Genomic DNA, 24920 nt, shown 5'->3' on the forward strand with positions numbered 1-24920 from the left:
GAGAGTCCACCCGTGTTGAAAATGAAAGATTAAGCGATGACGATCATTGGCTGATCGAATTCCACTGGCTCGCCATCTTCCACCAGGATGGCTTCCACTACACCGTCACGGTCAGCTTCAATCTGGTTCATCATTTTCATGGCTTCAATGATGCATACGGTGTCGCCCTGCTTGACGCTGTCACCGATTTCAACAAAGGACTTGGCACCCGGCGCGGGGCTTCGATAGAAGGTTCCTACCATGGGTGAATTGACGGCTTCACCACGGTAGCTTTTGCCCTGTGGCTCAGCTTCGGCGGCGGGTGCTGATGCCGGAGCAGGCGCTGCTGCATAGCCAGGCTGCTGCTGTGCGTACTGCGGCATGGGCTGGGGCTGCCACGAAGCGCCATTAGGATGGCGGCTGATACGAACAGACTCTTCGCCTTCCTGAATTTCGATCTCACTAATGTTGGATTCTTCGAGTAGCTCAATCAGTTTCTTAACTTTGCGGATATCCATGGCATGGCCCCATCAATGTCATAAATGAAAATTATGAAAAAAGTCACACGGCAGACATGGCCAAAAGGGCGGGTTGCCGTGTAGCGCTGCGCTTTAAAAAGCGCAGTAAACCAAATTTCAAAATGAAGAGAACGCTGCATGTTAGCGAACGTTACCCTGTTCTCGCCCCTAAAAGAGGATATTTTTAACTAATATGGAAGCGGAGTTTGCCGAAAAAGTGCCACGATGTCCAGCGACCACCAGCGCAATTCCCCACGCTGGCGCAGCGCGGGGAAATTAAACAACTGTTTGACGATGTTGGCGTTAGAAGGTGGCTAAAGCGCTTTAAAGCGAGAAGGGGTGATGGTTCGCGGTTAGCGATTGGCAAGCCATTGTCCGACGGATGCAAGGTGCTCATTTAGCTGATTAGCCGTCACTTCACCCTGTATACGCGCCTCGCGAATCTCTTCTCTCTGGTAGAAAAATAGCAAGCTGGGTGGGCCAAAGAGGTTGAATTTTTCAAGCAATTGGCGGCTTTGCGGGTCGGTATGCGTCACATCGGCAGCAATCAGTGTGTAATCACGCAACGCTGCCGCCACGCTTGGATCGGGATACACATCGCGCTCCAGTAACTTGCATGAAATACACCAGTCGGCAGTAAAGTGAACAAAGACGGGCTGATTATTGCTATCGGCGTCGGCAATTGCCTGTTCAAGGGCGGTGAGATTATCCAGCTCGATGAAGTTCAGCGCCTCCGCCCCCCCAGCTTCCGAAACGCCGGGAGTGGCTGCCAAGGGGCGAAGTGGATTACTACTCCCTTGAGCGGCACCAATCACTAGCGCCACACCCCAAGCTAGCAGCATCAGTCCAAGCGTTTGACGGGCTCGGGGCCAGCCTTGGGGCTGGTTAACACTCAATGCACCCAGCGTGAGTGCCGTGCCGATAGCTAAGCCCGCCCACAGCAAGAGGGCTACCGGGGCAGCGACCAAGCGTTCGATCATCCAAATCGCCACCCCTAATAGCAGTAGGCCGAAGGCAACTTTAACGCCGTTCAACCAGGCGCCTGAGCGAGGTAGCAACGTCGCGCCGAAGGTGCCCACTAAGAGCAACGGAACACCCATGCCAAGGCCTAGCGCCAACAGCACAGCGCCGCCGATAACGGCATCCCCCGTCGAGGAGATAAACACCAGCGCGCCCGCTAGCGGCGCCGTCACGCAGGGTGACACCACCAGTACCGAGAGGGCGCCTGCCAGAGCTAGGCCCGCCGGACCACTGCGCTGGGCGCGAGCCTGCCAGGCATCAATGCGGTTCGCTAAGCGGGGTGACAGGTTAAGCGTAAAGGCTCCGAACATCGCCAGGGCAAAAAGTGTGAAAAGCACAGCAAAGGCGATCAAAACGGGGGCGGACTGTAAGCGCGCCTGAAGGTTAAGCCCGGCGCCAAATAATCCCATCAACACTCCGACCAAGGCGTAGGTCAGCGCCATACCGAGTACATAGCTGAGCGAAAGTGCAAAAGCGCGGGGCCGTGTCGGGTTCTGGCCCACGATGATCGAGGAGAGAATCGGTATCATCGGTAGCACGCAAGGGGTAAATGTCAGCCCTAAGCCAGCGAGAAAAAATAGCGTAAGTGCCAGCGGTAGGCTAGCGTCGCTGACCAATGCGCTGAAACGGCTGTCTTCGCTTTGAGGGGCAGAAATAGCCACTTGCGTCAGGCTATCCATTTCTTCGTTGCTGGTGCTGGTGTCGGCTTCCCAGTTGGCAAATTGACTGGGTGGCTGTGTCTCGCTGGCCTCTAGGCCAGTTTGCTCGGGTGGGTAGCAAAGCCCCGCATCGGCACAGCCCTGAAAGGTGAGCGTGATGTTGAGCGGCCCTGAATAGGGGGCTTTCAGCGGTACTTCAAACACCAATTGATCGCGGAAGATGTAAACATCGCCCATAAACTCATCATTGGTGAAAGTGCCTTGGGGAATCGTTGGTTCACCAAGCTTGATACTTTCTGTTTGGCTGGCAACGGCAAACTGATGCCGATAGAGGTAGTACTCATCGGTAATATCAATGCCGATGAAAAGTGTTTCGCCATCGTGCCAGGCAGTGGGTTGGAAGGCCTCCGTGACGGGTAAGAATTCATCCTGATCGCTTGAGGAGGAAAACCATTGGGCATGTGCGCTTAGCGGTAGCCAGCCAAGAGAAAAAATGAGTAAAAGTAATAGGCACAGGCGTTTAAGAGATAACACGGCGCGTCCTTAATCGATGGCATCGCAAGCAAAGCTAAATAGCATACCGCAACCTTGAACCCGACGCGTAGATGCTGCGGTGACATGCCGCGGAGATTAATAGAGGGTTAATCCCGATAACAAAAAAGCCGCCCGAAGGCGGCCTCATTACAGCGAAGGGGAAAGTACCCCCTAAATGCAATTGTTACGCTTTCTGATAAGCGCTAACCGATTTTTCAATAGCTTTGCGCGCGGCGTCAGCGCCTTCCCAGGACTCAACTTTCACCCATTTGCCTTTTTCGAGATCCTTGTAGTTCTCGAAGAAGTGCGCGATTTGTTGGCGCAGTAGCTCAGGCAGGTCGGTCACTTCGTGGACATCGTCATAAAGGGCGCTGAGCTTGGCGTGAGGCACGCAGATCAACTTGGCATCTTCACCGGCTTCGTCGGTCATGTTCAAAATGCCGACCGGACGTGCACGAATAATGCTGCCAGGTTGAACCGGGTGCGGGGTAACGACCAAAGCATCCAGCGCATCGCCATCATCGGCCAGGGTGTGCGGGATAAAGCCGTAGTTAGCGGGGTAAAACATGGGGGTGGCCATGAAACGGTCAACGAGTAGGGCGCCCATGTCCTTATCAATTTCATATTTGATCGGATCGTGGTTGGCTGGAATTTCGATCACCACGTAAACGTCGTTGGGGAGATCCTTTCCAGCAGGGATATTGTCGAAGTTCATCGTTGATTCCTTGGTAGTGCTGTGGCTGAGCAGTCGTTACAAGTCGTTTATGGCGGAGAATTATACGAAGATGACTGCGCGATTACCAATGCGACATAGGTGGGTCGGTAGGGTGTAGCCGTTGGCCTTAAAGGAAAGAGGCGTAAAATGCAGTGAATATGAAAGCGCGCTAATACGATAGAGACGTTTGTTGAGCATCGTTTCTGCTTCGCTGCGTGTATCATAAGCGATGTTGATTGACAGTGATGTCCCTTGATCAAGTCGGCAGCCTAGGAGGATGACTTGTCGCACGCCCAGTTGCTCATCAGTTATGGTCAAGCGTTTGTCGCGCCCGATCGGCGCCTGCATCGCAGCTCTATGTCGGTTCGTTTCCCTGAGGCGCCGTTGCTGCGTGCGAAGGGCGGCTGTGCGGTAATCAGCGATTCCATTTCACGAAATACAATGGCGAAGCAAGCCGGTGACTTAAGCGTACGTGGATTTCTCGCCGATTATTTCTCTACGCCTGATCACTGGGATGTCAAAACCTCGGCGACGAGAGTGTTACGCGCACTTAATAGCTGGTGCTATAGCCAAAGCCAGCATGTCAAAGAAGGCAGTTTTGTCTCTTCCATGTCGGCCATGGTGTTCAAGGGGCGCGAAGCGCACCTGTTTCATATGGGCGATACGCTGGTGTTTCGGTTACGGGGTGCCGAGTTCGAGCAGCTAAGCCGCGACCATGTAACCGATTTAGGCGGCTATCGTTACCCTTCACGGGCGTTGGGTATGGATGGCAGCGTGGATATCGATTACACCCATATCGCGCTCAAACAGGGGGATCTATTCCTGTTCACCACCCAAGGAGTGCGCGGCACACTGTTGCCCTCTGACTATGTGCGTTTGATTCGCCAGGACGCAAGTGACCTGGACGCCGCCTGCGAACGGTTGGCCGATGAGGCGAAGCAGCGTGCCCAGGATCGCGGTTATGGGGGCGATCAGTTCTGCTTTCAGTTGGTTCGTATCGACGAATTACCCGATGAGATCACTGAACATCCAGGCCAGCTTTATGGTGACTTACCGATACCTCCCGAATTGGCGCCGGGTGAACGGTTAGATGGCCTTGAAGTGCTCGCCGTCCTCTCACGAACGGCGCAGTCCCGGGTGTATCGCGTGCGTGATGTGCATAGCGAGCGGGAAATGGTCATGAAAGCGCCGAGCCCTGAGCTGTCATTGCGAAATGCTTATCTTGAGCATTTTCTGCTTCAGCAATGGGTGGTGGAGCGTGTTAATTCACCCTTTGTGGTGAAAGTGATGGAGCCATCGCGCCCACGCCGGTATCTCTATTACTTGATGCAGCATGTCGAAGGCGAGACGCTACGAGAGTGGGCGGAGCGCCACCCTCAGGCGAGCCTGACACAGCGCTTGGATATTGCGAACCAGTTGGGTAAGGCGGTGCAGGCGCTGCATCATCGGGAAATCATCCATCAGCAGATCAATCCCGATAACATCTTGATCGACCCACACGGCAAGCTGGTGCTTACCGATTTTAGTGCCTGCCATATGCGCGATGGGGAAGGACACCGTCATTCGGGTGAGTTACTGCGCCAGATCGGTTTCAATGAGCACACGGCGCCTGAGTACGCTCTGGCCGATAGCATTGGCCGGCGTAGCGATCAATATTCGCTGGCCTCCACGACCTACTGGTTATTGACGGGCGCGTTACCTTACACGTTGACGCCCAACCGGCTGCGCAGTCATACCGACCTGGAAGAATTAACCTACCGCAGCGCGCGTACCACCAATCCTGAAATATCCCATGAATTAGACGATGCCTTGCGACGCGCCCTAGACCCGCAGCGGGCACTCCGTTTTAGACGCATGTCTGAATTCCTGCACGCGCTTAGGGTGCCGTTGGGGCGTTTACCCAGCCGAGATGAAAGTCGCCCGGAGCCCCGGCGGTTTTGGCAAGGGGTGGCAGGTATTCTGTTGTTGCTGCTAGTGCTTTCCTGGTTACTTCGCTAAACCCAAGCGGTGAAGTACACATAAAACAGGGCGATGAATTACTTCATTGCCCTGTTTTTCATTGCCGTTAGGTATATTGCTGAGCTAGCTAATTACAGCGTAAAAACTGGCAGCTTGCGCTCTGCTTTGGCGAGCTTCAGCTTGGCTACTTTAGGTAGGCCGTTCTCGAACGGAGGGAAGTCCTCGCCCTGAATAAGTGGTGAGAGATAGTCCCGGCAGGCCTGGGTAATCGCGAAGCCGTTGTCGCTGATAAAGTCGCGGGGCATGAACTTCTCTTGGTTGGCTACCTGAGAGAGCGGCGCGGAAATAACATCCCACTGGTAGGGCGACTGAGAAATACGACGAATGGCTGGCATCATGGCGTTTTTGCCCGCCAATGCCAGCGTCACGGCTTCACGGCCTACGGCGTAAGCTTGCTCAACGTCAGTTTTGGAGGCTAGGTGGCGCGCCGCGCGCTGCAGATAGTCAGCCACGGCCCAGTGGTATTTGTAACCCAAATCCTGCTTGACCATGCCCGCAAGTGTCGGTGCCACACCGCCTAGCTGGCGATGACCAAAGGCATCGGTATTGCCCGCATCAGCCAAGAATGTGCCGTCTTCGTAACGCGCGCCTTCGGATACGACGATGACGCAGTAGCCAAACTGTTTAACGCTCTCTTCAACCCGCGCCATGGCCGCTTTACGGTTAAACGGGATTTCCGGGAAGATAATCATGTGTGGCGGTTCGCCTTCGGCTTCGCCCGCTAAACCGCCAGCAGCGGCAATCCAGCCCGCGTGGCGACCCATGACTTCCAATACGAATACCTTGGTGGATGTAGCACACATAGACGCGATATCTAACGACGCTTCCAGCGTAGACGTGGCGATGTACTTGGCAACACTGCCAAAGCCCGGGCTGTTGTCGGTAATGGGCAGGTCGTTATCCACGGTTTTGGGTACATGGATCGCGGTTAACGGATAACCCAGTTTCTCGGAAAGCTGAGAGACTTTTAAACAGGTATCAGCGCTGTCGCCGCCACCGTTGTAGAAAAAGTAACGAATATCGTGGGCTTTAAAAACTTCGATCAAGCGCTCGTACTGGGCGCGGTGAGTATCGATGTCTTTCAATTTGTAGCGGCAGGAGCCGAAAGCACCGCCTGGCGTATGGCGCAGCGCAGCAATGGCGTCGTCACTCTCTTGGGTAACGTCGATCAGATCTTCCGTCAATGCGCCGATAATGCCGTTATGACCGGCATACACCTTACCAATTTGATCGGGTGCTTGGCGGCAGGCTTCGATAACGCCGCAGGCGCTGGCGTTGATCACGGCGGTGACGCCACCGGATTGGGCGTAAAAGGCATTATGCTGGGCCATGGAAACGTCTCATCTCCTGAATAAAGATAGGTAGTCATCAATACTGTTCAGCACCGTCCAATACGCGCTACTTGGTATGGTCGGTGCTAAACACATTGCGGTAATGGGCCAAAGTCTAGCGTAAAGCCCTGTGCTGTGCATTAGCGCTGCATCAGGGCCTCTACTGAAGGCGATAGATCGTTAATCGCCACCATCCAGCTCTTGTTCGCGCTGGGCAAGCTCCCAGCCGCCAAGATCTTTATAGCGGTTAACCATGGCGCAAAATAACTCTGCGGTGCGCTCGGTGTCGTAGCGGGCAGAGTGGGCAGCCTTATTATCGAATTCGATGCCGGCAGCTCGACAAGCCCTGGCAAGTACGGTTTGGCCATAGATCAAGCCAGCAAGCGTAGCGGTGTCAAAACTAGAAAAGGGGTGAAAGGGGTTGCGCTTAATGCCGCAGCGATTAACCGCGGCGTTGAGAAAGCCTTGATCGAACGCGGCATTGTGGCCGACTAAAATGGCGCGGGTGCAGTCGTGCGCTTTAATCGATTTGCGTATCGGTCGAAAAATTTCACTAAGGGCGTCCGCTTCGCTAAGCGCGACCTGGCTGCGTAACGGGTCATCCAGATTAATACCGGTAAAATCGAGCGCCGACTGCTCAACGTTCGCTCCGTCGAAGGGATGAATATGGTAAGCATAGGTGGCATCTGGAAGCAGATTGCCTTCCGGGTCCATGGTCAGCGTGACGGCAGCAATCTCAAGTACGGCATCACCTAGGGCATTAAATCCCCCGGTTTCTAAATCAACGACCACCGGCAGATAACTGCGAAAACGTTGGGCCATTAATTCGCGGGCAATTGCCTCGCTCATGCAGCTCTCCTTGGTTTAAAGCGAGTATCGGTCACCAACAGCGGCAAGCCACCGCTTTTGAATGGAGTGATTCTAGCAGCTTTAGCCCCCTGGCGTCGTTGACGGTATTCGCTGGGCATTGAGAACGCTATACTCAACGTCTGTCTCAAAAGTCTCATCCCGAGAGCTATCGTGAAAGCGAAGCGCTAGCGGCGAAAATGGCTTTTACTAGTCCCTTTCTTATGGTCAACGAGGAGCAAAGAATGTCCGATGTCAAAAAGGTTGTGCTGGCATATTCAGGCGGCCTGGACACATCCGTCATCGTTAAGTGGTTGCAAGAAACCTACAACTGCGAGGTAGTGACTTTTACTGCCGACATCGGTCAGGGTGAAGAGGTCGAACCAGCGCGTACTAAGGCGCAAGCCCTTGGTGTGAAAGAGATTTATATCGAAGACCTGCGCGAAGAGTTCGTACGTGATTACGTTTACCCCATGTTCCGCGCCAACACTATCTATGAAGGCGAGTACCTGCTGGGCACCTCGATTGCGCGCCCGTTGATCGCCAAGCGGTTGATCGAAATTGCCAACGAAACCGGCGCCGACGCTATCTCTCACGGTGCGACGGGTAAAGGTAATGACCAAGTGCGTTTTGAGCTTGGCGGCTATGCACTCAAGCCTGGCGTAAAAGTAATCGCCCCTTGGCGCGAGTGGGATTTAACGTCCCGCGAAAAGCTGATGGCTTACTGCGAAGAGCATAAAATCCCGGTCGATTTTTCCAATAAAAAGAAAAAATCGCCGTACTCCATGGATGCCAACCTGCTACACATCTCTTATGAAGGCGGCATTCTGGAAGATCCCTGGGCCGAAGCAGAAGACGATATGTGGCGCTGGAGCGTCTCGCCAGAAGCCGCGCCGGACCAGCCAACTTACGTTGAACTGACGTTTGACAAAGGCGATATCGTCGCTATCGACGGCGAAGCGTTGAAAGCCCATGAAGTGTTGGAAAAACTCAACAAACTGGGTGGCGACAACGGCATTGGTCGTTTGGATATCGTTGAGAACCGCTACGTGGGCATGAAATCTCGCGGCTGTTACGAAACGCCAGGGGGCACCATCATGCTACGTGCCCACCGCGCGATTGAGTCGCTCACCTTAGACCGCGAAGAAGCCCACCTGAAAGATCAGCTGATGCCGAAATACGCGGAAGTGATCTACAACGGTTACTGGTGGAGCCCTGAGCGTCGCATGTTGCAAGCGGCCATAGACGAAACCCAAAAGAATGTAGCGGGTGTCGTGCGGATGAAACTCTACAAGGGCAACGCCACCGTGGTGGGCCGCAAGTCTGATGAGTCGTTGTTTGATGAATCAATCGCGACGTTCGAAGATGACGCGGGCGCTTATAACCAGAAAGATGCCGAAGGCTTTATCAAGCTGAATGCGCTGCGTTTGCGTATTGCAGCAGGTAAAGGGCGTAAGCAGAGCTAACGCTAAAAGCGCAACCTTGCTAGGGCGGCAGCGTACAGCTGCCGCCCGGCATGTTAAGGAGCCACTATGCTAAAAAAATTATTATCCGGACTCTTTGGTGGTGATCGCCAAGCCGCTGCAGGCGCTACCACCAAAGCAGCTGATGCGGTTGAGTACAAAGGCTATGAGATTGTGTCTCAGCCAGATGATCAAAGCGGCCAATACCGTGTCAGCGGCTGGATTCGCAAGCAGGATGACGCCGGTGAAATCCTTGAACACCGCTTTGAGCGATCCGACATGCTGCCCGCCCGTGAAGCTTGCGATACCATGATGGTGACCAAAGCACAGCGCTATATCGATGAAGTGGGTGAGGGCATGTTTGCCCCCGATCCTCGTCGCGCTGGCGATCATGCCGAGTAAGGTTCATGCTCATCTTTAGCGAAGGAGAGGTGTATGCGTGTTATGCACCAAGCCTCACCCTGGCGCGCTCTATTTGATCAGCAAGGCCAGCTAACGACCTTGGCGCTTGATGCGCCGCTTCAGCCGCTTTTTGAGCAACGCCCTTCACCATCGGCTTCCCTCTCCGACGCCAATGCATGGCAACTCTCCCTCGTTGAAACCTTGGCGCATTACGATCTGCCCGCTTGGCGCATTAGCCAAGTGATCAGTGATCATAATGCATGGTTGTACCGGTGCGCTATTGCCCAATCGCTTGAAGAGATGCAGGCACAGGGGTGGGGGACACCTCCCGTCGATTACTGCGTGTTGCTATTGGGTTCGGCGGCCCGTTTTGAAAGCCTGCTGGGCCCTGATCAAGATAATGCGCTCATTATCGATGACTACCCTGACCATCGCCATGTGGAGATAGACGGCTACTTCCAGGCGTTAGGCGAGCGATTTACCCATCGGTTGGATGAGGCCGGCATGCTGCTATGCCGTGGCCATGTGATGGCGCGCTGGCCAATGTGGCGCAAACGGATAAGCGAGTGGTGCGCGCAGCTCGAAATTTGGAGCGCAGACCGCCGAGTAAAACGCGTTCAGCAGACCAATATCCTGCTTGATTTCTATCCGGTGGCCGGTAGCTCATCGCTTGCGATGCGGCTAGGCGAGAGCATTGCTTCGATACTCCCCAATGCACCGCTTTTTATGAACGAAATGGTGGCACTACTGGATGAATTGCCGGTAGCGCTTAATCGCTTGGGGCAGCTCGCCTCCAGCCCACACCTGGATGCGCCGCATGAGCATGCCATTAACCTAAAGCGTCAGGGCTTGCTGCCGTTGATCAGTGCTGCACGTTTACAATGCCTACAGCATGGACTGGGCGATATAGCGACACGGGAGCGATTGATGGCGCTAAGCCATTGCAAAGATGCGCTAACGCCGGCTGAGTCGGCACTGCTTATCGCCGCTTTCGAACGCCTTCAGCAGCGCCTATTGGATCAACAGCGCTATAACAAAGGCCGTGGTCAGGTTGCCGATGGGTGGATTGATCTACGTCGTCTACGTGAAGATCAGCGCCTGCTGTTAAAATTTGATCTTCAGCAGATCAGGGCGTTCGTTCAGCGTACCAAAAGCGCATCACGCTGATTGCCTTGCGGGCTGGGCAATCTATTCGCTTTCAAAGCGGAGGCGTGGCGGGCGTTGGCGCGGCGGGTAACTCCAGTGTGAGGCAGGCACCGCCTAACGTGCTGGCATCTTCCACCCAGAGCCGTCCTCCCAGATGCGCGATAATTCCCCTGCTAATCGGTAATCCTAAGCCACTGCCTCTTGGTCGACCGCGGGGGATATCGTCCTCCTGCTGGATTTGGTGAAATTTCTCAAACACTCGCTCTCGCTCTTCTGTACTAATGCCTGCCCCGTTATCTTCCACGCTTAAACGAAAATGGTGACGGTGGCGATACAGAGAAAGCCGTACTTTGGGCTGTTCACGATCGGCAAACTTACTCGCGTTATCAAGCAGGTTGATCACTACCTGCTCTAAACGGTCATGGTCGCCCACCACCATCGCGGGGTCAGCGGCTAAATCTACCTCAAGCGCAATACCGCGCTCTTGATGCAAATGCGCAATGGCATCGATGCTGTGGCGGGTGAGCGCGGCCAAATCGAGCGGTACTGGGTTAAGCGTTAAACGTCCGCTTTCAAGCCGCGCCAAGTCTAAAATCTCTTCGATTAGGCGTGAGAGCCGCTGGCTTTCGTGGACAATGACACCTAGAAAATGCTGGCGCTTCTCGTCTGGCAATTGACCGCTATCGCGTAAAATTTCAGCAAAGGCACGAATAGAAGTGAGCGGCGTTCGCAGTTCGTGGCTAACCATCGCGACAAACTCGTCCTTGAGGCGGTCCAGCTCGCGCAACCGCTCATTGGCACTGCGTAACTCTTCGCCGATTTGTACCAACTGCTGAGATTTCTGCTCTAAACGACGGTTGTACTCAAGGGTTTGAGAGGTGGTATCAAGAATGCTGAGAATCGACTCGATATCGAGCGCTTCGCCGCGTACCACCGAGTTGATCAATACCCGCGCTGAAGAGCTGCCCAGCGCGCCAGCCAATGCCTGCTCGGCACGCGTAATCAGCTCGGCGGGAGCGGGTTCGTCGGCCGCAAACGTGCTTTTAGCGTTACTATGGCTAAACACGCGGCGGGTGGTTTGCGCGCCCAGGTAGCGAACCAACAGCTCCCTGAGTGCCCCCTGGGTGGTTTGCCCACGCCAAAGTGACGTTGAGAGTGAGGTGGTTTGTAGATTGGGGTGCAGCGCTTCGGTAAACAGCGCCGCTTGGGTCTGCTCAAGGGGCGTTGGGCGGGTGAAAAGTGAAACGCCTACCAAGAGGCCGACGTTAGCTAGCATGCTCCACAGCAGCGAATGGGTATAGATATCCCACTCTTCGAGACCAAATAGCGCATAGGGCTTCAGCCAGCCAATGCCCAGCGGACCTTGCGTCAGTAGCGAGGCGTCTAACCAGCCGGACTGGGCAAAACCGGGTAGCAGTAGCGTATAACACCACACCAAAAAGCCCGCGATTAAGCCGGTAGTAGCGCCCTGGCGAGTGGCGCCACGCCAGTAAAGACCAATTAACAAGGCGGGAGCGAACTGCGCCGCCCCGGCGAAAGAGACCAGCCCAATAGTGACCAGGCTATAAGAGTCGCCAATCAGCGCATGGTAGAGGTAACCGAGCAGCAGGATAAGCAAGATAGCGACGCGACGGATCCCCAGCAGCCACCCGGCAAGCTCGCCTTTGGTACTCAGGTGCAGCCGCCGAGAGCGCAGCAATAGTGGCATCACCAGTTGGTTACTCACCATGGTGGAGAGCGCGATTGTCTCGACGATCACCATTCCCGTTGCTGCCGATAGTCCGCCAATAAAAACCAGCAGCGGCAGCCCTTCAAGCCCAGCCGACAGAGGCAGCGTTAGCACGAAGCTGTCGGGGTCGCCTGCGCTTGCCCCAAGCAACAGTCCGGCCAGCGCTATAGGTATAACGAACAAGTTGATCAGCAGCATATAGAGAGGGAACAGCCAACTGGCTCTGGCTAGGTGCTGCTCATCGACGTTTTCCACCACCAATACCTGGAATTGCCGGGGCAGCGTTAGAAAGGCCAGGAAGGCGAGAAGCAGCATGCCGACCCAGCCGGTCACTCCACCCGGAACGCTATCGAGTCGCATGCTATCTGCTAGTGCTGGCGTTGCGGCGACTTGGGCAAACAGCGCCCCCGGCCCCTCAAACATGACGAACACCACAAACAGGCCGACGGCCATGAAAGCAACCAGCTTGACCAGGGACTCCAAGGCAATGGCAGCCACCATGCCTTCGTGGCGTTCACTAGCATCTAAATGGCGCGTACCAAAGAGAATGATAAACACCGCCAGCACCATAGCGACCCAGAGCGACTTATCCATCCAAAAATGCTCATCCACTAGCGTAGTGTCGGCCGCGTTGGGGTAGTTGATGAGTACCGCGTGGCTCACGGTAATGGCCTTTAGCTGCAGCGCAATGTAAGGGGTAATGCTGATCAGCGCCATTAAGGCCACCAGGGCGCCTAAGCCGGTGCTTTTACCGTAGCGGGCACTGATAAAGTCGGCAATCGAGGTGATTCGCTGGCGGGCGGCGATGCGTACCATCTTGCGCACCACAAACGGCGCTAGCAGCATCGCCAGGGTGGGGCCCAGGTAAATAAGTAAAAAGCTTGGCCCATACTCGGCGGCACGCCCCACGCTGCCGTAAAAGGTCCAGGCGGTGCAGTAAACGGCAATGGAAAGAGCATAAACCGTGGGCGAACCAATCAATGATCGGCCTTGTTCGGCGCGTCGATCACCCCAGGCGGCGACCACAAACAGCAGCGCTAAATAACCAAAGGCAGTGCCCAGAATCACCGCTTCAGTGCGCATGGTTAAGGTCCCGCACGGTGTTCCATTAACCAGGCGGTTAACGCGATCACAGCTGCCCACGCACAAAATAGATAAAGCGGTAGCCAGCCAACGTTAAAGGCAGGGAGTCGATCGACCACGATAATCAGGGGCGGGCAGAACAGCAGCAGGGCAACGGCTACCAACGCCAATAAGCGTTCGGTTTGTCGCGATTTAATGCCTGTCTTTTTCATAAGGCGCTGGCATCCTGGCGGTCGAAGGCATTGGCTTGCAACGTAAGCAACTGTTCGAGGGTGTCGACGCCGCGGGCCTCTAAGCGTGGCAGTAGGGCCAGCCATAGCTCCGCGGTCACGCGAGCATCGCCTAATGCAGTGTGGCGAGTGCCGGGCGGAAACGCCAGATCGTAGCGTTGGGCAAGGCTATCCAGGTCATGCCCATCTAGGGCTTCATCCAGTGCCCGCGAAATTAGCAAGGTATCGATGATAGGAATATCAAAAGCGACGCCTTTATGACTGATGGCGAGCAGATCGAAAGCGGCATTATGGGCAAGCAGCACGGCTTCGCCCACAAAGTCACGAAAGCGAGTCAGTACGATATCCAGCGGCGGCGCGCCGATCACATCCGCATCCGTGAGGCCATGAATGGCAGTGCTGGTCGCGGGAATGGGGCGTTTAGGATCGACTTTTTGATCGAAGGCTTCACTGGCTAACAGCCGTGCGTTGACCACCCGGCAGGCTCCCATGCTAATCACCGTATCGCCGCGGCGAAGCTCAAGACCGGTAGTTTCGGTATCGAAAGCGACTATCTCGAGACTGCGCAGGGAGCGACTGGCGAGAGCTTCATCCGGCGGTGGCAGGTCGGCAATCCCAAAGTCGTGAAATTCAGGACGCGGTGGAGCGGGTTCGCGCGGTGCGCCGACCCGTTCCACGGCAGGGAGAGGAAGGCGCAGCCGGGCATGCACGCCGTCATCGTCGCCAAGGCTCCAAATGTCACTAGCGTGCTGGCGCAATACATCAGCAACACTGGGCGTCAAGGGCAACGAGCTAAGTGGCTGCTGGCGCCACGCAGCCAGCTCATGCTCGGGGATCGATTTGCCGCGCCAAATAAGGTCGAGGTAGACGCGTTTATTGCCCAGGCAAATTTCCCCTTCAAATCCGTTGTCGGGCAAGTGAGTACGTAGGTGTTTCACTAACGAATCAAATAGCGCAATGAGTGCGGGAGCATCGCCCTTGAACCAGGCAGGCATACCGACCGGAATAATTAAGCGGTGTGCAGGGTCGAGTCGCTCATCCAGCGCTTGCCAGAAATCGTTTGACCACATAGGGGTCAAGCGTTCGCCCTGGTGCTGCATATCATCCAGTAGCTGACCTATTTTCGCCACGTTATCGCCTAGTGTAACCCCTTCCTCGTGAATAACCCGTTCGAAGCGCTGGCGCATTAATGACGTGCTGGCATCGTTTTGATGGCGTAATTGGATGAGGGCGTCGGCGGCGCTGGTAAGACTGGCCGTGTGTTGACGAAGTGGTGTCAACATCTCGGCAAGCTCGGCTCTTACCCCCATTTCACTCGACCAGGATGCCGTTGCATCGCTAAACGTCAGCAGGGTTTCGCCATCGCTGCCTGGCACGCGGCGCAACATCACCTTTAGCCATCGGTTGTCGCAAGGTGCGAGTAGTTCTCTTGGAGAGCCATCGTTGGGTAACTGGCTGAGCGCTTGTTGCAAGCTGGCAACCGGGAGCAGTGCTTCCAGGCGTTTGCCCAGGCCAAGCCCGGTATTGCCGGCAAAAAAGTCCTCTGCTGCCTGATTAAATAGCATCACACGGCGGTGATAATCACACAGCAGCAGCGGTGTCTCGAGTACTTGCAGCAGTGTTTCCAACTCCTGACGAATGCGTGCTGCGCTGCGGGCGCCGTCAGCGTGAGCGGTAGCGAGACGGCTGCGATCCTCACGCCAACTTTCACGGACACGGCGTAAGTCGGGCCCTAACCCTTTAAGCCAACCCTCGGGTGGGTATTCGTCGCGGGCATCGGGATTGGCGACCAAGCGCGCCAACTGCACCTGCAAATGGCGCAGCGGCATAAACAGCATGCGCTCCAGCATCAGGCCGACCAACAAGAGCGTCGCGCCGCCGGAAAAACTGCCTAGCCACAGCGCGATTCGCGTGGCACCGTTTGGGGCAAGCTGAGTATCCAGCCAGGCGGCAAAAATAGCTCCGCCGAGTAAACTGATGCCGCTTAGCAAGAGCCACAGACCCATCAGCCGCTGGCGCTTGGGCAGCCCACTGCGCGTCATGGCTGATCCTTCAGGAGTAACTTTTTGACTTTTTCCACCAGCGCTTGGGTGGAAAAAGGCTTGGTAATGTAATCGTCGGCGCCTAGTGCCATGCCTTTTTCACGCTCGACGTCTCGCCCGTGGGCCGTGAGCATAATAATCGCTAGTTTGGACGTGGCCTCTTCGCTGCGCAGGCGTTCTAATACATCAAAGCCGCTAATCCCTGGCAGGCTAATATCGAGTAGCAGTAGGTCGGGTTGGCTATCCGTCACCTGGGCAAGCGCTTGTTCACCATCTTCAGCGGTGACCACCTCAAACCCGGCTTGCTCCATCAAAAACTCAAGCGATAAAACAATATTGGGTTCGTCGTCGACGACAAGCACTCTGGCCATGAAGCTCTCCTGCTTTTATTTGTTTTAACGGTGCCTATGGGCAGTCTAGATAGATCAAGTCAGTCAGCCAAGACGACCTTGGCCGAATGCAGCGTTAGCGCCGCGAGCAAGCGGGCTTGCTTTGGTACACTACTCGCCTATGTTCATGGCTTGGAGTGCCAGGCTTACCACCGACCTTCTTGTTAAGGCTATCAATGCGTGTACTACTGTTATCCGCCTATGAAGCGGTAAGTCATCGCTACTGGGCACAAAGTTTAATGGCCCAGCTTGAGGAAGTGTCGTGGACGCTTTTGGCTTTGCCGCCCCGTCACTTTGCCTGGCGTATTCGTGGTAACCCATTGAGTTGGATGTTGAAAGAACACGATACCTTAAGCCAGCAGTTTGACGTGGTGTTAGCGACTTCGATGGTCGATTTGGCGACCCTGATCGGGTTGTTTCCACACCTGGGCCGAGCCAAAAAGTTAGTCTACTTTCATGAAAACCAGTTTGCCTACCCAGAATCTAGCGACCAGATACCGCAAGTAGAGGCGAAAATGGTCAATATCTACACGGCGTTAGCGGCGGACTGTGTTGCGTTTAACAGTGCCTACAATCGCGACTCTTTTATTGAAGGAGCACGCGCTTTCCTGAAAAAAATGCCGGAAAACCTGCCGGTGGCAAAGCCACTGGCAGCGTTACGAGAGCGGTCTCAGGTGTTACCTGTCCCCATTCCGGCCCGATCAGAATCACCGCAGCCTAAGGGTATTAAATCCGCCGTGCCGCAGCGCATTGTCTGGAATCATCGCTGGGAGTATGACAAAAACCCCGACGACTTTTTTGCCGTGCTGTTTGCGTTAAGCGATGCTGGGGTGCCCTTTGAACTGGCCGTGCTTGGCCAACGCTTTCGTCAGGCCCCGGCTATTTTTGCCGAGGCCGAACAACGCTTAGCAACGCATATTGTTGCTTGGGGGCCGCAGCCGGAAGAGGCGTATCGAGACGTATTGGATAGCGCAGACATTGTGGTGTCGACCACTTGGCATGAGTTCCAGGGCTTGGCGATCATGGAGGCGACTCAGCGGGGGGCGCTGCCTCTTGTGCCGGACAGGCTCTGCTTTCCTGCACTTTATCCCCCCGAGTATCGCTATGACGGCACTCGGGAAGGGCTTTACGCACGGTTGCAGGCGTGGTTAACCGATCCCGCAGCTCGGCCAGAGCGCCTTGATACGACTGCTTGGGAGTGGCCTGCTTGGCGTGAGACTTATCGCCAGTGGCTGTTGTGCTGACTCGTTGGCGGGACTTTCGTTAACCGTTAAGTTAGTTCGGTTTTGTCTTTGTAATCGCATAGATCTTCAATAATACAGCTACCACAGCGGGGTTTGCGCGCAATGCAGGTGTAACGGCCATGCAGAATCAGCCAGTGGTGAGCATCCTGAAGAAATGGTTTAGGCACATGGCGAAGCAGTTTCTGCTCCACCTCAATAACATCTTTCCCTTTGGCAATACCGGTTCGGTTCGAGACGCGAAAGATGTGGGTGTCCACGGCCATGGTGGGTTGCCCAAACGCTGTGTTGAGGATCACGTTGGCCGTTTTTCGACCGACCCCTGGCAAAGCTTCTAGGGCTTGCCGGGTTTGAGGCACTTCGCCAGCGTGCTGGTTAACCAGTATATGGCAGGTTTTCATGAGATTTTCGGCTTTGGTGTTGTAAAGGCCGATGGTTTTGATATGCGCTTTAAGTTCGTCGATGCCTATGTCAATGATGGCTTGGGGCGTATTGGCGACAGGGTAGAGACGTGCGGTTGCCTTGTTAACGCCTACGTCGGTGGCCTGGGCAGAAAGCAGTACCGCGGCAAGCAGTTCAAAAGGGGTGTGCCAGTTAAGTTCTGTCGTGGGGTGGGGGTTTTCTGCCTGAAGACGAGCAAAAATCTCATGACGCTTTTGGGCATTCATGGCGAGTCTCTTTATGTAAAAGCAATTATTTAATCGTGCCGGTGACCCGCACGCGGCGATCCACACGGGTTTCGATGGCCGCCGGGTGAGTGCGGCTGGCCCTGCGTTGATCGATAGCATTTTTGAGGGCGATGAGCATGCCAGCGACAAAGAAAGCGCCTGGGGGTAGCACAAAAAACAGGAACTGGTAGTCATCCGCTATCGTGAGCTGCCAATGGGCCGATTGTGGCCCAAACAGCAATGCCATATCGCTAAACAGGGTGCCTTGGCCGAGTAACTCACGCAGGGCGCCCAGCAGTATCAATACGGCGCCAAACCCCAGCCCCATCATCAAACCGTCGATGGCTGCAGGCACTACGGGTTGGCGTGAAGCGAACGCATCCGCACGGCCGAGGATGGCGCAGTTGGTGACAATCAGTGGAATAAAAATGCCCAGCACTTGATAGAGCGGATAGGCATAAGCGGCCATAAGTAGTTCGGCACAGGTAACAAAAGCGGCAATGACCATGACGAAGGCGGGTAGGCGCACGGCGCTGGGAACTTGGTGACGAATCAACGAAATCGCCGTGCTGGCCCCTACCATCACCAACAGGGTCGCGATGGCTAGGCCTAACGCGTTCACCACGCTGCCGCTAACCGCTAATAGCGGGCAGAGCCCTAACAGTTGCACCAGCGCAGGATTATTCGACCAAAGCCCATCGCGGGCTAGCTGGCGCCAATGGCTCAACGGGCGCTCGCTCGTGGTTGGGTTTTTCACGTGCCTGGCTCCTCAAAGGTAATCGGTAACGGCGTTTCGGCAGCGTACTGCAACGCATTATGCACTGCATTTACGACGGCTCGCGGGGTAATGGTGGCGCCGGTAAAGGCGTCAAAGGCACCGCCATCTTTAGTGACTGCCCAACCGTCGGGTGGCAGGCTGTCTAGCCCTTGCCCATCAAAGTGAGTGATCCAGTCGCTGCGGCGGCGCTCAATGTCATCGCCGAGGCCGGGTGTTTCCTGATGATGGGTCACGCGGACGCCGCTAATGCGTTGCTGCTCGTCTATGCCTACCAGCAAATGGATTTCGCCGTTGTAGCCTTGCTTTGTTACTACCGGCAGTATGACCGCACTGCTGTTCTGATCTTTTACCCACCAGCCCTGGCTATCGCTTTCGAGCCCCAGCACTTCTGGGTGGGGAAGCGCAAAAGTGCTCTCTAGCACACGCGTAACGGGCGTATAAGCAAGCGCTTCAGGCAGCACTTGCTGCAATTGGCGGTGTTGATAAGCCATTTGATGTGCCGTTATGCGCTCGGCAGTGACGGCGCGTGTCAGGGCAATACTGCCCGCCGTGACGAGCGCAAAGGTACCTAATGCGAGTGCGCTGCGTTGCATAGCCTGGAACAGCGTCATGGCTGTTCTCCTGGCTTGCCCGGAGAGGTTCTTTGCTGGCCTGTGGGGCGCGGTACGCTATACATATCGAGCAGCGGCACACACAGGTTCATCAGCAAGACCGCAAACGCCACCGCGTCAGGGTAACCCCCCGCAGTGCGAATAATCATGATCAGGGCGCCAATGCCAGCCCCATAGATAAGCTTGCCGCGTCGGCTGGTGGCTGCAGATACTGGGTCGGTGGCGATAAAGAACGCCCCAAATAGCGTTGCTCCGGTCAACAGATGAAACAGCGGTGACGCGTAGTGGCTGGGGTCGCTGAGATAAAACAGGGTGGCCAGTACGACTAGGCTGCCTAGCAGGGCGGCTGGGATGTGCCAGCTGATAATGCGTTTTACCAGCAGCAATACACCGCCCGCTAACCAGGCGAGCGCTACCCAGCGCCAGGCCCTCAGGGTGTCATTGGGCAGTGGGTCAGTGGCCCAAAATTCGCTGGCCAGCACGGCCTCGCCTTTGTGTTTGAACGCATCGAGCGGCGTCGCGCCACTGAGTCCATCTAACTGGGCTGTCGGCAGTGTTCCCGCGATTTGTGCCCATAGATGACTTGGGATGAATTCCTGGGGAGGCGCCCAAAGCGTCATATAGGTAGGGAAAGACACTAAAAGCAGCGCATAGCCTACCATGGCAGGATTGAAGGGATTATGCCCCAAGCCACCATAAAGCTGTTTCGCGACAGTGATCGCCGCAATCATGCCGACGCCAATTAGCCACCAGGGGCTTGCGGGTGGCAGTGAGCAGCCGAGTAAAACGCCAGTGAGCAGGGCACTTGAGTCGTTTAACGTTACCCGTATGGGCCGTTTGCGAAGCCGCAGCACGGCGGCTTCAAGTCCAAGGCCAAAGATGCCCGCCAGCACGACATTGCTCACTACGCCCAGGCCAAAGAAATAGCTCATCGTGGCGATACCCGGCAGCGTAGCCATGATCACCCAACGCATTAAATGTGCGGTGGACGGCACGCTAGCAGCGTTGCGGCTATTCACCTGTGATGCGTGCATACGGCTCATGAGGATTCCTTGCTGGGCTGCTGCTCACGCGCTTGGGCAAGCTGTAACTCGGCGGCACGTAAATTTTCCTGGGCAGTTGCAAGCTGCATTTCCAGATCGTCTAACGGCTGCTTAGGATCTTCCTGTGCCACCCGTGCGAGGGTTTTTTCCGCTTTTTTCACCGATGCCTTGGCGGCGGCATGGGCGATGCGTAAACCGCGAAGGTCTACCTTTTCACTGTTTGCATTGTTCGCATTACTATTAGGCCGTCGATTTTGCGCTTGGCGGGCCTCTCTCCGCGCCTGCTTCTCGGCCTCCTCACGAGCGAGCCGCGCTTGACGAAATTCAAAGCGGTGTCTGGCGTGCTCTGCTTTGACGGATTCGATACGCTGGAGGCGTATGCGGCCCTTAGCTGCGCGGTAATCATCAACCAACGGAATATGGCTGGGGCAAACGTAGCTACACGCACCGCATTCTATGCAGTCGAATAGATGATACCGCTCCATTTTTGCATCGTCTTGGGCGCGCGCGTACCAGTGTAGCTGCTGTGGTAACAGCGCCACTGGGCAAACGTTTTCGCATTCGCCACAGCGGATGCAGGGCGATTCCGCAGGGGCGGGAGGAAGCTCGGCAATCGTCGCGGCGATTAAACAGTTGGTGAGTTTGGTCACCGGGGTATCGAGCGTCAGCAGCGGTGTGCCCATCATCGGCCCACCCTGGATCACTTGTGCAACGCTGGTTTGGTTGAGGCCTGCCTGGGTGAGCACTTCTTTAACACTAGTGCCCAGTCGTACCCAGCGATTGCCTGGCTGAGTAAGCGCTTCACCGGTCAACGTCACGACTCTGGACACCAGTGGCTGCCCGTCGCGAACGGCTTGAAGGACGGCCAATAAGGTACCGGGATTATGGCAAAGCACACCTACGTCAGCGGGTAGGTCGCCGCTAGGCACATTAAGGTCTAGCAGTCGTTTAATGAGCTGACGCTCGCCGCCGCTGGGGTAGCGTGTAGCCACTACCTTTAGCGCGACGGGCACCGGCTGGCTGTTGGGGAGCGCTTTGTTCAACGCCTTAATGGCCTCGGGTTTGTTATCCTCGATACCTATAAGGACCTGCTGTGCGCCGCACAGTTTGGCGAGTATCTGTGCACCTTCCAGTACCTCATTAGGGTAATGGCGCAAAGTGAGGTCGTCAGCGGTGATATAAGGCTCACATTCGGCGGCGTTGATGACCAGGGTGTGAATGACATGCTGCTCCACTACCCGTGCTTTAACCGAGGTAGGGAAACCGGCGCCACCCAGGCCGACAATGCCGCTCTCATTCACACGCTCCAGTAGCTCGGCAGGAGCGCTATGCTGCCAGTCGAGGCTAGGCAGCCGCTGCCACGTATCCTGGCCGTCGCCCTCAATGCTGATGTGCGAGGCGCTTACTTCTGCAACAACGCCGCTAATGCTGGCGTGCAGGTTGCTGGAGATCATGCCTTCGCGTCTGGCTATGATACTACCTACGTGAACCGGCTCACCTTTGGCCACGCAGGGAGTGGCTGCCTGGCCGCTGTGTTGTCGCAACGGAAGGGTGACTCGCAAAGGCAGTGGCGCATCCACCAGCGCTGCCTGGTTAGAGCGCTGCTTATGTTCAGGGGGATAAATCCCGCCGGGGAAATCAAAGGCGCTCGGCATGTGCACCCCCTAAAACAGACTGGCGGTCGCTAGCAATTAAACCCGCTGAGTGCGCGGTGACCGGTTGCCACTGGTGTAGCGGTGCAGAGCGCGGCAGCATATCGATACAATCCACGGGGCAGGGCTCCAGGCACAGGTCGCAGCCAGTGCACTCGTCTTCAATTACGGTGTGCATTAGCTTGGCGGCACCGATAATGGCATCGACGGGGCAGGCTTGGATGCACTTAGTGCAGCCAATACACTCCTCTTCACGAATAAATGCCACTTTGGCTTCGCTTTGGGCTTCGCCATCAAGCGGCTCGGGCTCACGGCCTAGCAGGTCGGCAAGTGCATGGATCGTTGCTTCGCCGCCGGGTGGGCATTTATTGAGCGCATCGCCCTGGTTAATCGCCTCCGCGTAAGGACGGCATCCTGGGTAGCCGCACTGACCGCACTGCGTTTGCGGCAGCAGCGCATCAATTTGTTCAACCAGCGGGTTATCTTCACGCTTGAAGCGCTCGCTTACCACGCCCAATAGGGCGCCGAAACCAAGGCCTAAGCCGGTCAATACCGCAACGGCGCTAAGCATGCTGATAGCATCGAATGTATCACTCATTAAGCGCTGCCTTTACCCTTGTACTAATCCGGAAAAGCCCAGAAATGCCAGCGACATAAGGCTAGCGGTCACCATGGCAATCGCCGCACCTTGAAACGGTTTTGGGATATCTGCCCCGGCCAGGCGTTCTCGCATAGCGGCAAACAGCACCAAAATAAGCGAAAAACCTAGCGCTGCGCCTAATCCATACAAGGTGGTGTGAAAAAAGCTCAGCTCGCGATTCAGCGACAGTAAGGCAACGCCCAATACGGCACAGTTAGTGGTGATCAGAGGTAAAAAGATGCCCAACACTTGGTGCAACAGCGGGCTCAATTGCCGCACCATCATTTCGGTAAACTGCACTACGGCGGCGATCACCACAATAAAGCTGATGGTGCGAAGATAAGTCACCTCCATCGGCACCAGCAGCCCATGATAGACCACGAAGCTAGCCGCAGACGCCAGCGTCAATACAAACGTGGTGGCCAGTGACATCCCCATGGCCGACTCCAGTTTATTAGAGACGCCCATAAACGGGCAGAGGCCGAGAAACTGAACCAATACGAAGTTATTGACCAGCGCTGTGCTGACCAAAATAATAAATAGCTCGCTCATGGTGGCGTATTGTGCGTAGAAAGTGAGACGTTGACTAGCGAAGGGGTGTAAACCTTCGCGCAATGTCTTCCCGCTGCTTTGGCGGCGTAGAGCGCTTGGTCAGCGGCGGTCATTAATCCGCTCGGTGTTTTAATGCCTGCTATATCCAACTGGCTAATACCTATGCTCACAGTAACATGTGGCGCGACGGGGGACATAAAATGAGGATGCTGTAATTGGTCAATGGCATGACTTAGCGCTAAGCTTTTTTCCATCGCTTGAGAGGCTGTCGTAGCTGGCAGCATGGCACTGAACTCTTCGCCCCCCGTGCGTGCGATGAAGAAACCATGAGCAGTCGCAACGGCATGCATAGTCTGCGCTACTTGCTGCAAACATATATCGCCTTCGAGGTGGCCATAACAATCATTAAATAATTTGAAATGATCAATATCGAGCATCATGACCGACAATGGCTGTTCTGTTGCTAGGGCAATATTAACGACCTCTTGCAAGCGCTTATCGAATAACCGTCGGTTAGGCAAGCCGGTCAAAGGGTCATGGGTAGAGAGCTCGGTGAGTTCGGCATTAAGCTGTTGTTGGTGCTTAAACTGGCGTTGAAAAGCACGTGCTAGAACGCCGATTTCGTCACTCCGCTTAACCAAACTGCTTGATACTTCAATATCGCTTTTAGCTTGCTGGGTAAACTGGGTAAGCGCTCGTAATGGCTTTAGAATAATGCGCTCTAAAAGCAGTAGAACCAAGCCGATAACCAGCAGCATTAAACAAGCTGTCCAAAGTAGCACATAGCGAAACGTTTCTAAGCTTGCTAAATAGCTGGTGCGCTCAAGCTGAGTACCCAGTGCCAGTTGTTTACTGTTGGGGTAGGTAGAGAGTTGTTGCTTTGCCTGGATGGTATTTCCATTGATGGTAACGGCAAATTCCTGATCCATAGGTTCATCAAGCACCGATAGTGTTGCTGGTAACCCCGTGTAGTCTTCAATGAGATCAAGCCAAGCATCATCCATAAGCCGAACTTTGAATAGCCACCCTTGGGGCGGGCCGCTTTCATCGGTGCGCAGGATGGGATTGGAGGCGACCATCATGGGTGAGGAGCCTATATAGAGACTGCTTTTCCCCTGCTGCGGATCTTCATTAATAGATGCCTGCATATGACGAACAGGCTCTGCCATCCAACTGCACGCCTGCTCTACCGTTTGGCAAGTGTGGTAACGTCCGGTAGTCGGATCGATTCCTGCGAAAAAGTATACTTCACCTTGCGCATCAAAAAAGACCATAGCTTGGTATTGCATTTCTTCAAACATTTGCTGGCTGAAATTGGTATCGGAATAGCCGGGGTAGTTACCTTGTATAAACGCGTAGGTGTCGTCCCATATTGACCAGTCGCGTGCCTGGGCCAGCAGTTGTTGCTTGCTAATCTCGAGGCTACGTTGAATCTGCGCTAGCTCTTGCAATACCACGGCACGCTCTTCCTTGTGGAGTGCTGGGAATATGACCCATTGACTCAATGCACCTAAGGAAATCAGTGCAACCAGCAATACTCCCCCTAAGGCTGCTAAAAAGCGAAAGCGTAAAGAGCGTGAGAAGCGTTGGGCCATAAGATATGCCTGAACAGAGCGGTGATGATGTGCGA

Annotated in this window: 22 protein-coding genes; 5 read left to right on the top strand and 17 right to left on the bottom strand. The window is 55.2% G+C overall.

Annotated features, from left to right (window positions below; genetic code table 11):
- Positions 1-29: 29 nt before the first annotated feature.
- From accB to ppa, 3 genes are all read right to left on the bottom strand, one after another.
- A complete protein-coding gene (gene accB / locus ACUN8H_RS13340) occupies positions 30-497 on the bottom strand; it encodes an acetyl-CoA carboxylase biotin carboxyl carrier protein (RefSeq protein ID WP_445532562.1) in 468 nt (155 codons plus the stop codon).
- A 353-nt stretch (positions 498-850) separates the two neighbouring features.
- Positions 851-2710, bottom strand: coding sequence for a protein-disulfide reductase DsbD (dsbD, locus tag ACUN8H_RS13345; RefSeq protein WP_445532563.1), 1860 nt, complete (start codon positions 2708-2710; stop codon positions 851-853).
- A gap of 184 nt (positions 2711-2894) precedes the next feature.
- The gene (gene ppa, locus ACUN8H_RS13350; protein ID WP_290698403.1) at positions 2895-3425 is read right to left on the bottom strand and encodes an inorganic diphosphatase; all 531 of its coding nucleotides are present in this window, start codon (positions 3423-3425) and stop codon (positions 2895-2897) included.
- Positions 3426-3707: 282 nt separating this feature from the next.
- Here ppa and ACUN8H_RS13355 point away from each other — a divergent pair, with 282 nt between their 5' ends.
- A complete protein-coding gene (locus ACUN8H_RS13355; RefSeq protein WP_445532564.1) occupies positions 3708-5423 on the top strand; it encodes a protein kinase domain-containing protein in 1716 nt (571 codons plus the stop codon).
- Between the two features lie 92 nt (positions 5424-5515).
- On the opposite strand, the gene ACUN8H_RS13360 is transcribed toward ACUN8H_RS13355, so the two are convergent.
- The gene (locus ACUN8H_RS13360) at positions 5516-6775 is read right to left on the bottom strand and encodes a 6-phosphofructokinase (protein WP_295710707.1); all 1260 of its coding nucleotides are present in this window, start codon (positions 6773-6775) and stop codon (positions 5516-5518) included.
- Between the two features lie 180 nt (positions 6776-6955).
- Complete coding sequence (rnt, locus tag ACUN8H_RS13365; protein WP_445532565.1) at positions 6956-7624, bottom strand: ribonuclease T; 669 nt, start codon at positions 7622-7624, stop codon at positions 6956-6958.
- Positions 7625-7866: 242 nt separating this feature from the next.
- Between rnt and ACUN8H_RS13370 the strand changes: the two genes are divergently transcribed.
- The 3 genes from ACUN8H_RS13370 (at position 7867) to ACUN8H_RS13380 (ending at position 10653) form a co-directional block, all read left to right on the top strand.
- A complete protein-coding gene (locus tag ACUN8H_RS13370) occupies positions 7867-9087 on the top strand; it encodes an argininosuccinate synthase (RefSeq protein ID WP_445532566.1) in 1221 nt (406 codons plus the stop codon).
- Positions 9088-9153: 66 nt separating this feature from the next.
- Entirely contained in the window at positions 9154-9486 is a 333-nt protein-coding gene (locus tag ACUN8H_RS13375) for an HlyU family transcriptional regulator (RefSeq protein WP_445532567.1), read from the top strand.
- Between the two features lie 33 nt (positions 9487-9519).
- Positions 9520-10653, top strand: a complete 1134-nt coding sequence (locus ACUN8H_RS13380) for a DUF294 nucleotidyltransferase-like domain-containing protein (RefSeq protein ID WP_445532568.1) — start codon at positions 9520-9522, stop codon at positions 10651-10653.
- Positions 10654-10684: 31 nt separating this feature from the next.
- On the opposite strand, the gene ACUN8H_RS13385 is transcribed toward ACUN8H_RS13380, so the two are convergent.
- From ACUN8H_RS13385 to ACUN8H_RS13400, 4 genes are read right to left on the bottom strand one after another with little or no spacing between them, the layout of a single operon-like run.
- Positions 10685-13444 (bottom strand): ATP-binding protein, encoded by a 2760-nt coding sequence (locus tag ACUN8H_RS13385; protein WP_445532569.1) that lies wholly within the window; start codon positions 13442-13444, stop codon positions 10685-10687.
- A 2-nt stretch (positions 13445-13446) separates the two neighbouring features.
- The gene (locus ACUN8H_RS13390; RefSeq protein WP_445532570.1) at positions 13447-13656 is read right to left on the bottom strand and encodes a hypothetical protein; all 210 of its coding nucleotides are present in this window, start codon (positions 13654-13656) and stop codon (positions 13447-13449) included.
- A complete protein-coding gene (locus tag ACUN8H_RS13395; RefSeq protein WP_445532571.1) occupies positions 13653-15716 on the bottom strand; it encodes an exonuclease domain-containing protein in 2064 nt (687 codons plus the stop codon). The genes ACUN8H_RS13390 and ACUN8H_RS13395 overlap by 4 nt, the downstream gene beginning before the upstream one ends.
- Positions 15713-16087: a response regulator transcription factor gene (locus tag ACUN8H_RS13400; protein ID WP_445532572.1), complete on the bottom strand. Its 375-nt coding sequence runs from the start codon at positions 16085-16087 to the stop codon at positions 15713-15715. The genes ACUN8H_RS13395 and ACUN8H_RS13400 overlap by 4 nt, the downstream gene beginning before the upstream one ends.
- 194 nt (positions 16088-16281) lie before the next feature.
- Here ACUN8H_RS13400 and ACUN8H_RS13405 point away from each other — a divergent pair, with 194 nt between their 5' ends.
- Positions 16282-17349 carry a tRNA-queuosine alpha-mannosyltransferase domain-containing protein gene (locus ACUN8H_RS13405; protein WP_445532573.1) on the top strand — a complete coding sequence of 356 codons (1068 nt, stop codon included), beginning with the start codon at positions 16282-16284 and terminating at the stop codon, positions 17347-17349.
- A 26-nt stretch (positions 17350-17375) separates the two neighbouring features.
- Here ACUN8H_RS13405 and nth read toward each other — a convergent pair whose 3' ends face one another.
- From nth to ACUN8H_RS13445, 8 genes are read right to left on the bottom strand one after another with little or no spacing between them, the layout of a single operon-like run.
- Positions 17376-18014 carry an endonuclease III gene (gene nth, locus ACUN8H_RS13410; protein WP_445532574.1) on the bottom strand — a complete coding sequence of 213 codons (639 nt, stop codon included), beginning with the start codon at positions 18012-18014 and terminating at the stop codon, positions 17376-17378.
- A gap of 25 nt (positions 18015-18039) precedes the next feature.
- Complete coding sequence (locus ACUN8H_RS13415) at positions 18040-18741, bottom strand: electron transport complex subunit E (RefSeq protein ID WP_445532626.1); 702 nt, start codon at positions 18739-18741, stop codon at positions 18040-18042.
- Between the two features lie 26 nt (positions 18742-18767).
- The gene (gene rsxG / locus ACUN8H_RS13420) at positions 18768-19403 is read right to left on the bottom strand and encodes an electron transport complex subunit RsxG (protein WP_445532575.1); all 636 of its coding nucleotides are present in this window, start codon (positions 19401-19403) and stop codon (positions 18768-18770) included.
- A complete protein-coding gene (locus ACUN8H_RS13425; RefSeq protein ID WP_445532576.1) occupies positions 19400-20446 on the bottom strand; it encodes an RnfABCDGE type electron transport complex subunit D in 1047 nt (348 codons plus the stop codon). Before ACUN8H_RS13425 ends, rsxG begins: the two co-directional genes overlap by 4 nt.
- Positions 20443-22101, bottom strand: coding sequence for an electron transport complex subunit RsxC (gene rsxC, locus ACUN8H_RS13430; RefSeq protein ID WP_445532577.1), 1659 nt, complete (start codon positions 22099-22101; stop codon positions 20443-20445). Before rsxC ends, ACUN8H_RS13425 begins: the two co-directional genes overlap by 4 nt.
- Complete coding sequence (gene rsxB, locus ACUN8H_RS13435; RefSeq protein WP_445532578.1) at positions 22085-22696, bottom strand: electron transport complex subunit RsxB; 612 nt, start codon at positions 22694-22696, stop codon at positions 22085-22087. Before rsxB ends, rsxC begins: the two co-directional genes overlap by 17 nt.
- A gap of 12 nt (positions 22697-22708) precedes the next feature.
- On the bottom strand, positions 22709-23290 hold the full coding sequence (gene rsxA / locus ACUN8H_RS13440; protein WP_445532579.1) for an electron transport complex subunit RsxA: 582 nt from the start codon (positions 23288-23290) through the stop codon (positions 22709-22711).
- Entirely contained in the window at positions 23287-24885 is a 1599-nt protein-coding gene (locus ACUN8H_RS13445; protein WP_445532580.1) for a sensor domain-containing diguanylate cyclase, read from the bottom strand. The genes rsxA and ACUN8H_RS13445 overlap by 4 nt, the downstream gene beginning before the upstream one ends.
- Positions 24886-24920: the final 35 nt, after the last annotated feature.

The organism is Vreelandella sp. V005 (assembly GCF_052645115.1).

What these genes read in the sequence shown, in the direction of transcription:
- ACUN8H_RS13375 (WP_445532567.1), top strand. Translation starts at nt 9,154, where the DNA reads ATGCTAAAAAAATTATTATCCGGACTCTTTGGTGGTGATCGCCAAGCC.
- ACUN8H_RS13380 (WP_445532568.1), top strand. Translation starts at nt 9,520, where the DNA reads ATGCGTGTTATGCACCAAGCCTCACCCTGGCGCGCTCTATTTGATCAG.
- ACUN8H_RS13385 (WP_445532569.1), bottom strand. Translation starts at nt 13,444, where the DNA reads ATGCGCACTGAAGCGGTGATTCTGGGCACTGCCTTTGGTTATTTAGCG.
- rsxA (WP_445532579.1), bottom strand. Translation starts at nt 23,290, where the DNA reads ATGAGCGAGCTATTTATTATTTTGGTCAGCACAGCGCTGGTCAATAAC.
- ppa (WP_290698403.1), bottom strand. Translation starts at nt 3,425, where the DNA reads ATGAACTTCGACAATATCCCTGCTGGAAAGGATCTCCCCAACGACGTT.
- nth (WP_445532574.1), bottom strand. Translation starts at nt 18,014, where the DNA reads ATGAATGCCCAAAAGCGTCATGAGATTTTTGCTCGTCTTCAGGCAGAA.
- rnt (WP_445532565.1), bottom strand. Translation starts at nt 7,624, where the DNA reads ATGAGCGAGGCAATTGCCCGCGAATTAATGGCCCAACGTTTTCGCAGT.
- ACUN8H_RS13395 (WP_445532571.1), bottom strand. Translation starts at nt 15,716, where the DNA reads ATGACGCGCAGTGGGCTGCCCAAGCGCCAGCGGCTGATGGGTCTGTGG.
- rsxC (WP_445532577.1), bottom strand. Translation starts at nt 22,101, where the DNA reads ATGCCGAGCGCCTTTGATTTCCCCGGCGGGATTTATCCCCCTGAACAT.
- ACUN8H_RS13425 (WP_445532576.1), bottom strand. Translation starts at nt 20,446, where the DNA reads ATGAGCCGTATGCACGCATCACAGGTGAATAGCCGCAACGCTGCTAGC.
- ACUN8H_RS13360 (WP_295710707.1), bottom strand. Translation starts at nt 6,775, where the DNA reads ATGGCCCAGCATAATGCCTTTTACGCCCAATCCGGTGGCGTCACCGCC.
- ACUN8H_RS13400 (WP_445532572.1), bottom strand. Translation starts at nt 16,087, where the DNA reads ATGGCCAGAGTGCTTGTCGTCGACGACGAACCCAATATTGTTTTATCG.
- ACUN8H_RS13390 (WP_445532570.1), bottom strand. Translation starts at nt 13,656, where the DNA reads ATGAAAAAGACAGGCATTAAATCGCGACAAACCGAACGCTTATTGGCG.
- rsxB (WP_445532578.1), bottom strand. Translation starts at nt 22,696, where the DNA reads ATGAGTGATACATTCGATGCTATCAGCATGCTTAGCGCCGTTGCGGTA.
- ACUN8H_RS13370 (WP_445532566.1), top strand. Translation starts at nt 7,867, where the DNA reads ATGTCCGATGTCAAAAAGGTTGTGCTGGCATATTCAGGCGGCCTGGAC.
- rsxG (WP_445532575.1), bottom strand. Translation starts at nt 19,403, where the DNA reads ATGACGCTGTTCCAGGCTATGCAACGCAGCGCACTCGCATTAGGTACC.
- accB (WP_445532562.1), bottom strand. Translation starts at nt 497, where the DNA reads ATGGATATCCGCAAAGTTAAGAAACTGATTGAGCTACTCGAAGAATCC.
- ACUN8H_RS13445 (WP_445532580.1), bottom strand. Translation starts at nt 24,885, where the DNA reads ATGGCCCAACGCTTCTCACGCTCTTTACGCTTTCGCTTTTTAGCAGCC.
- ACUN8H_RS13405 (WP_445532573.1), top strand. Translation starts at nt 16,282, where the DNA reads ATGCGTGTACTACTGTTATCCGCCTATGAAGCGGTAAGTCATCGCTAC.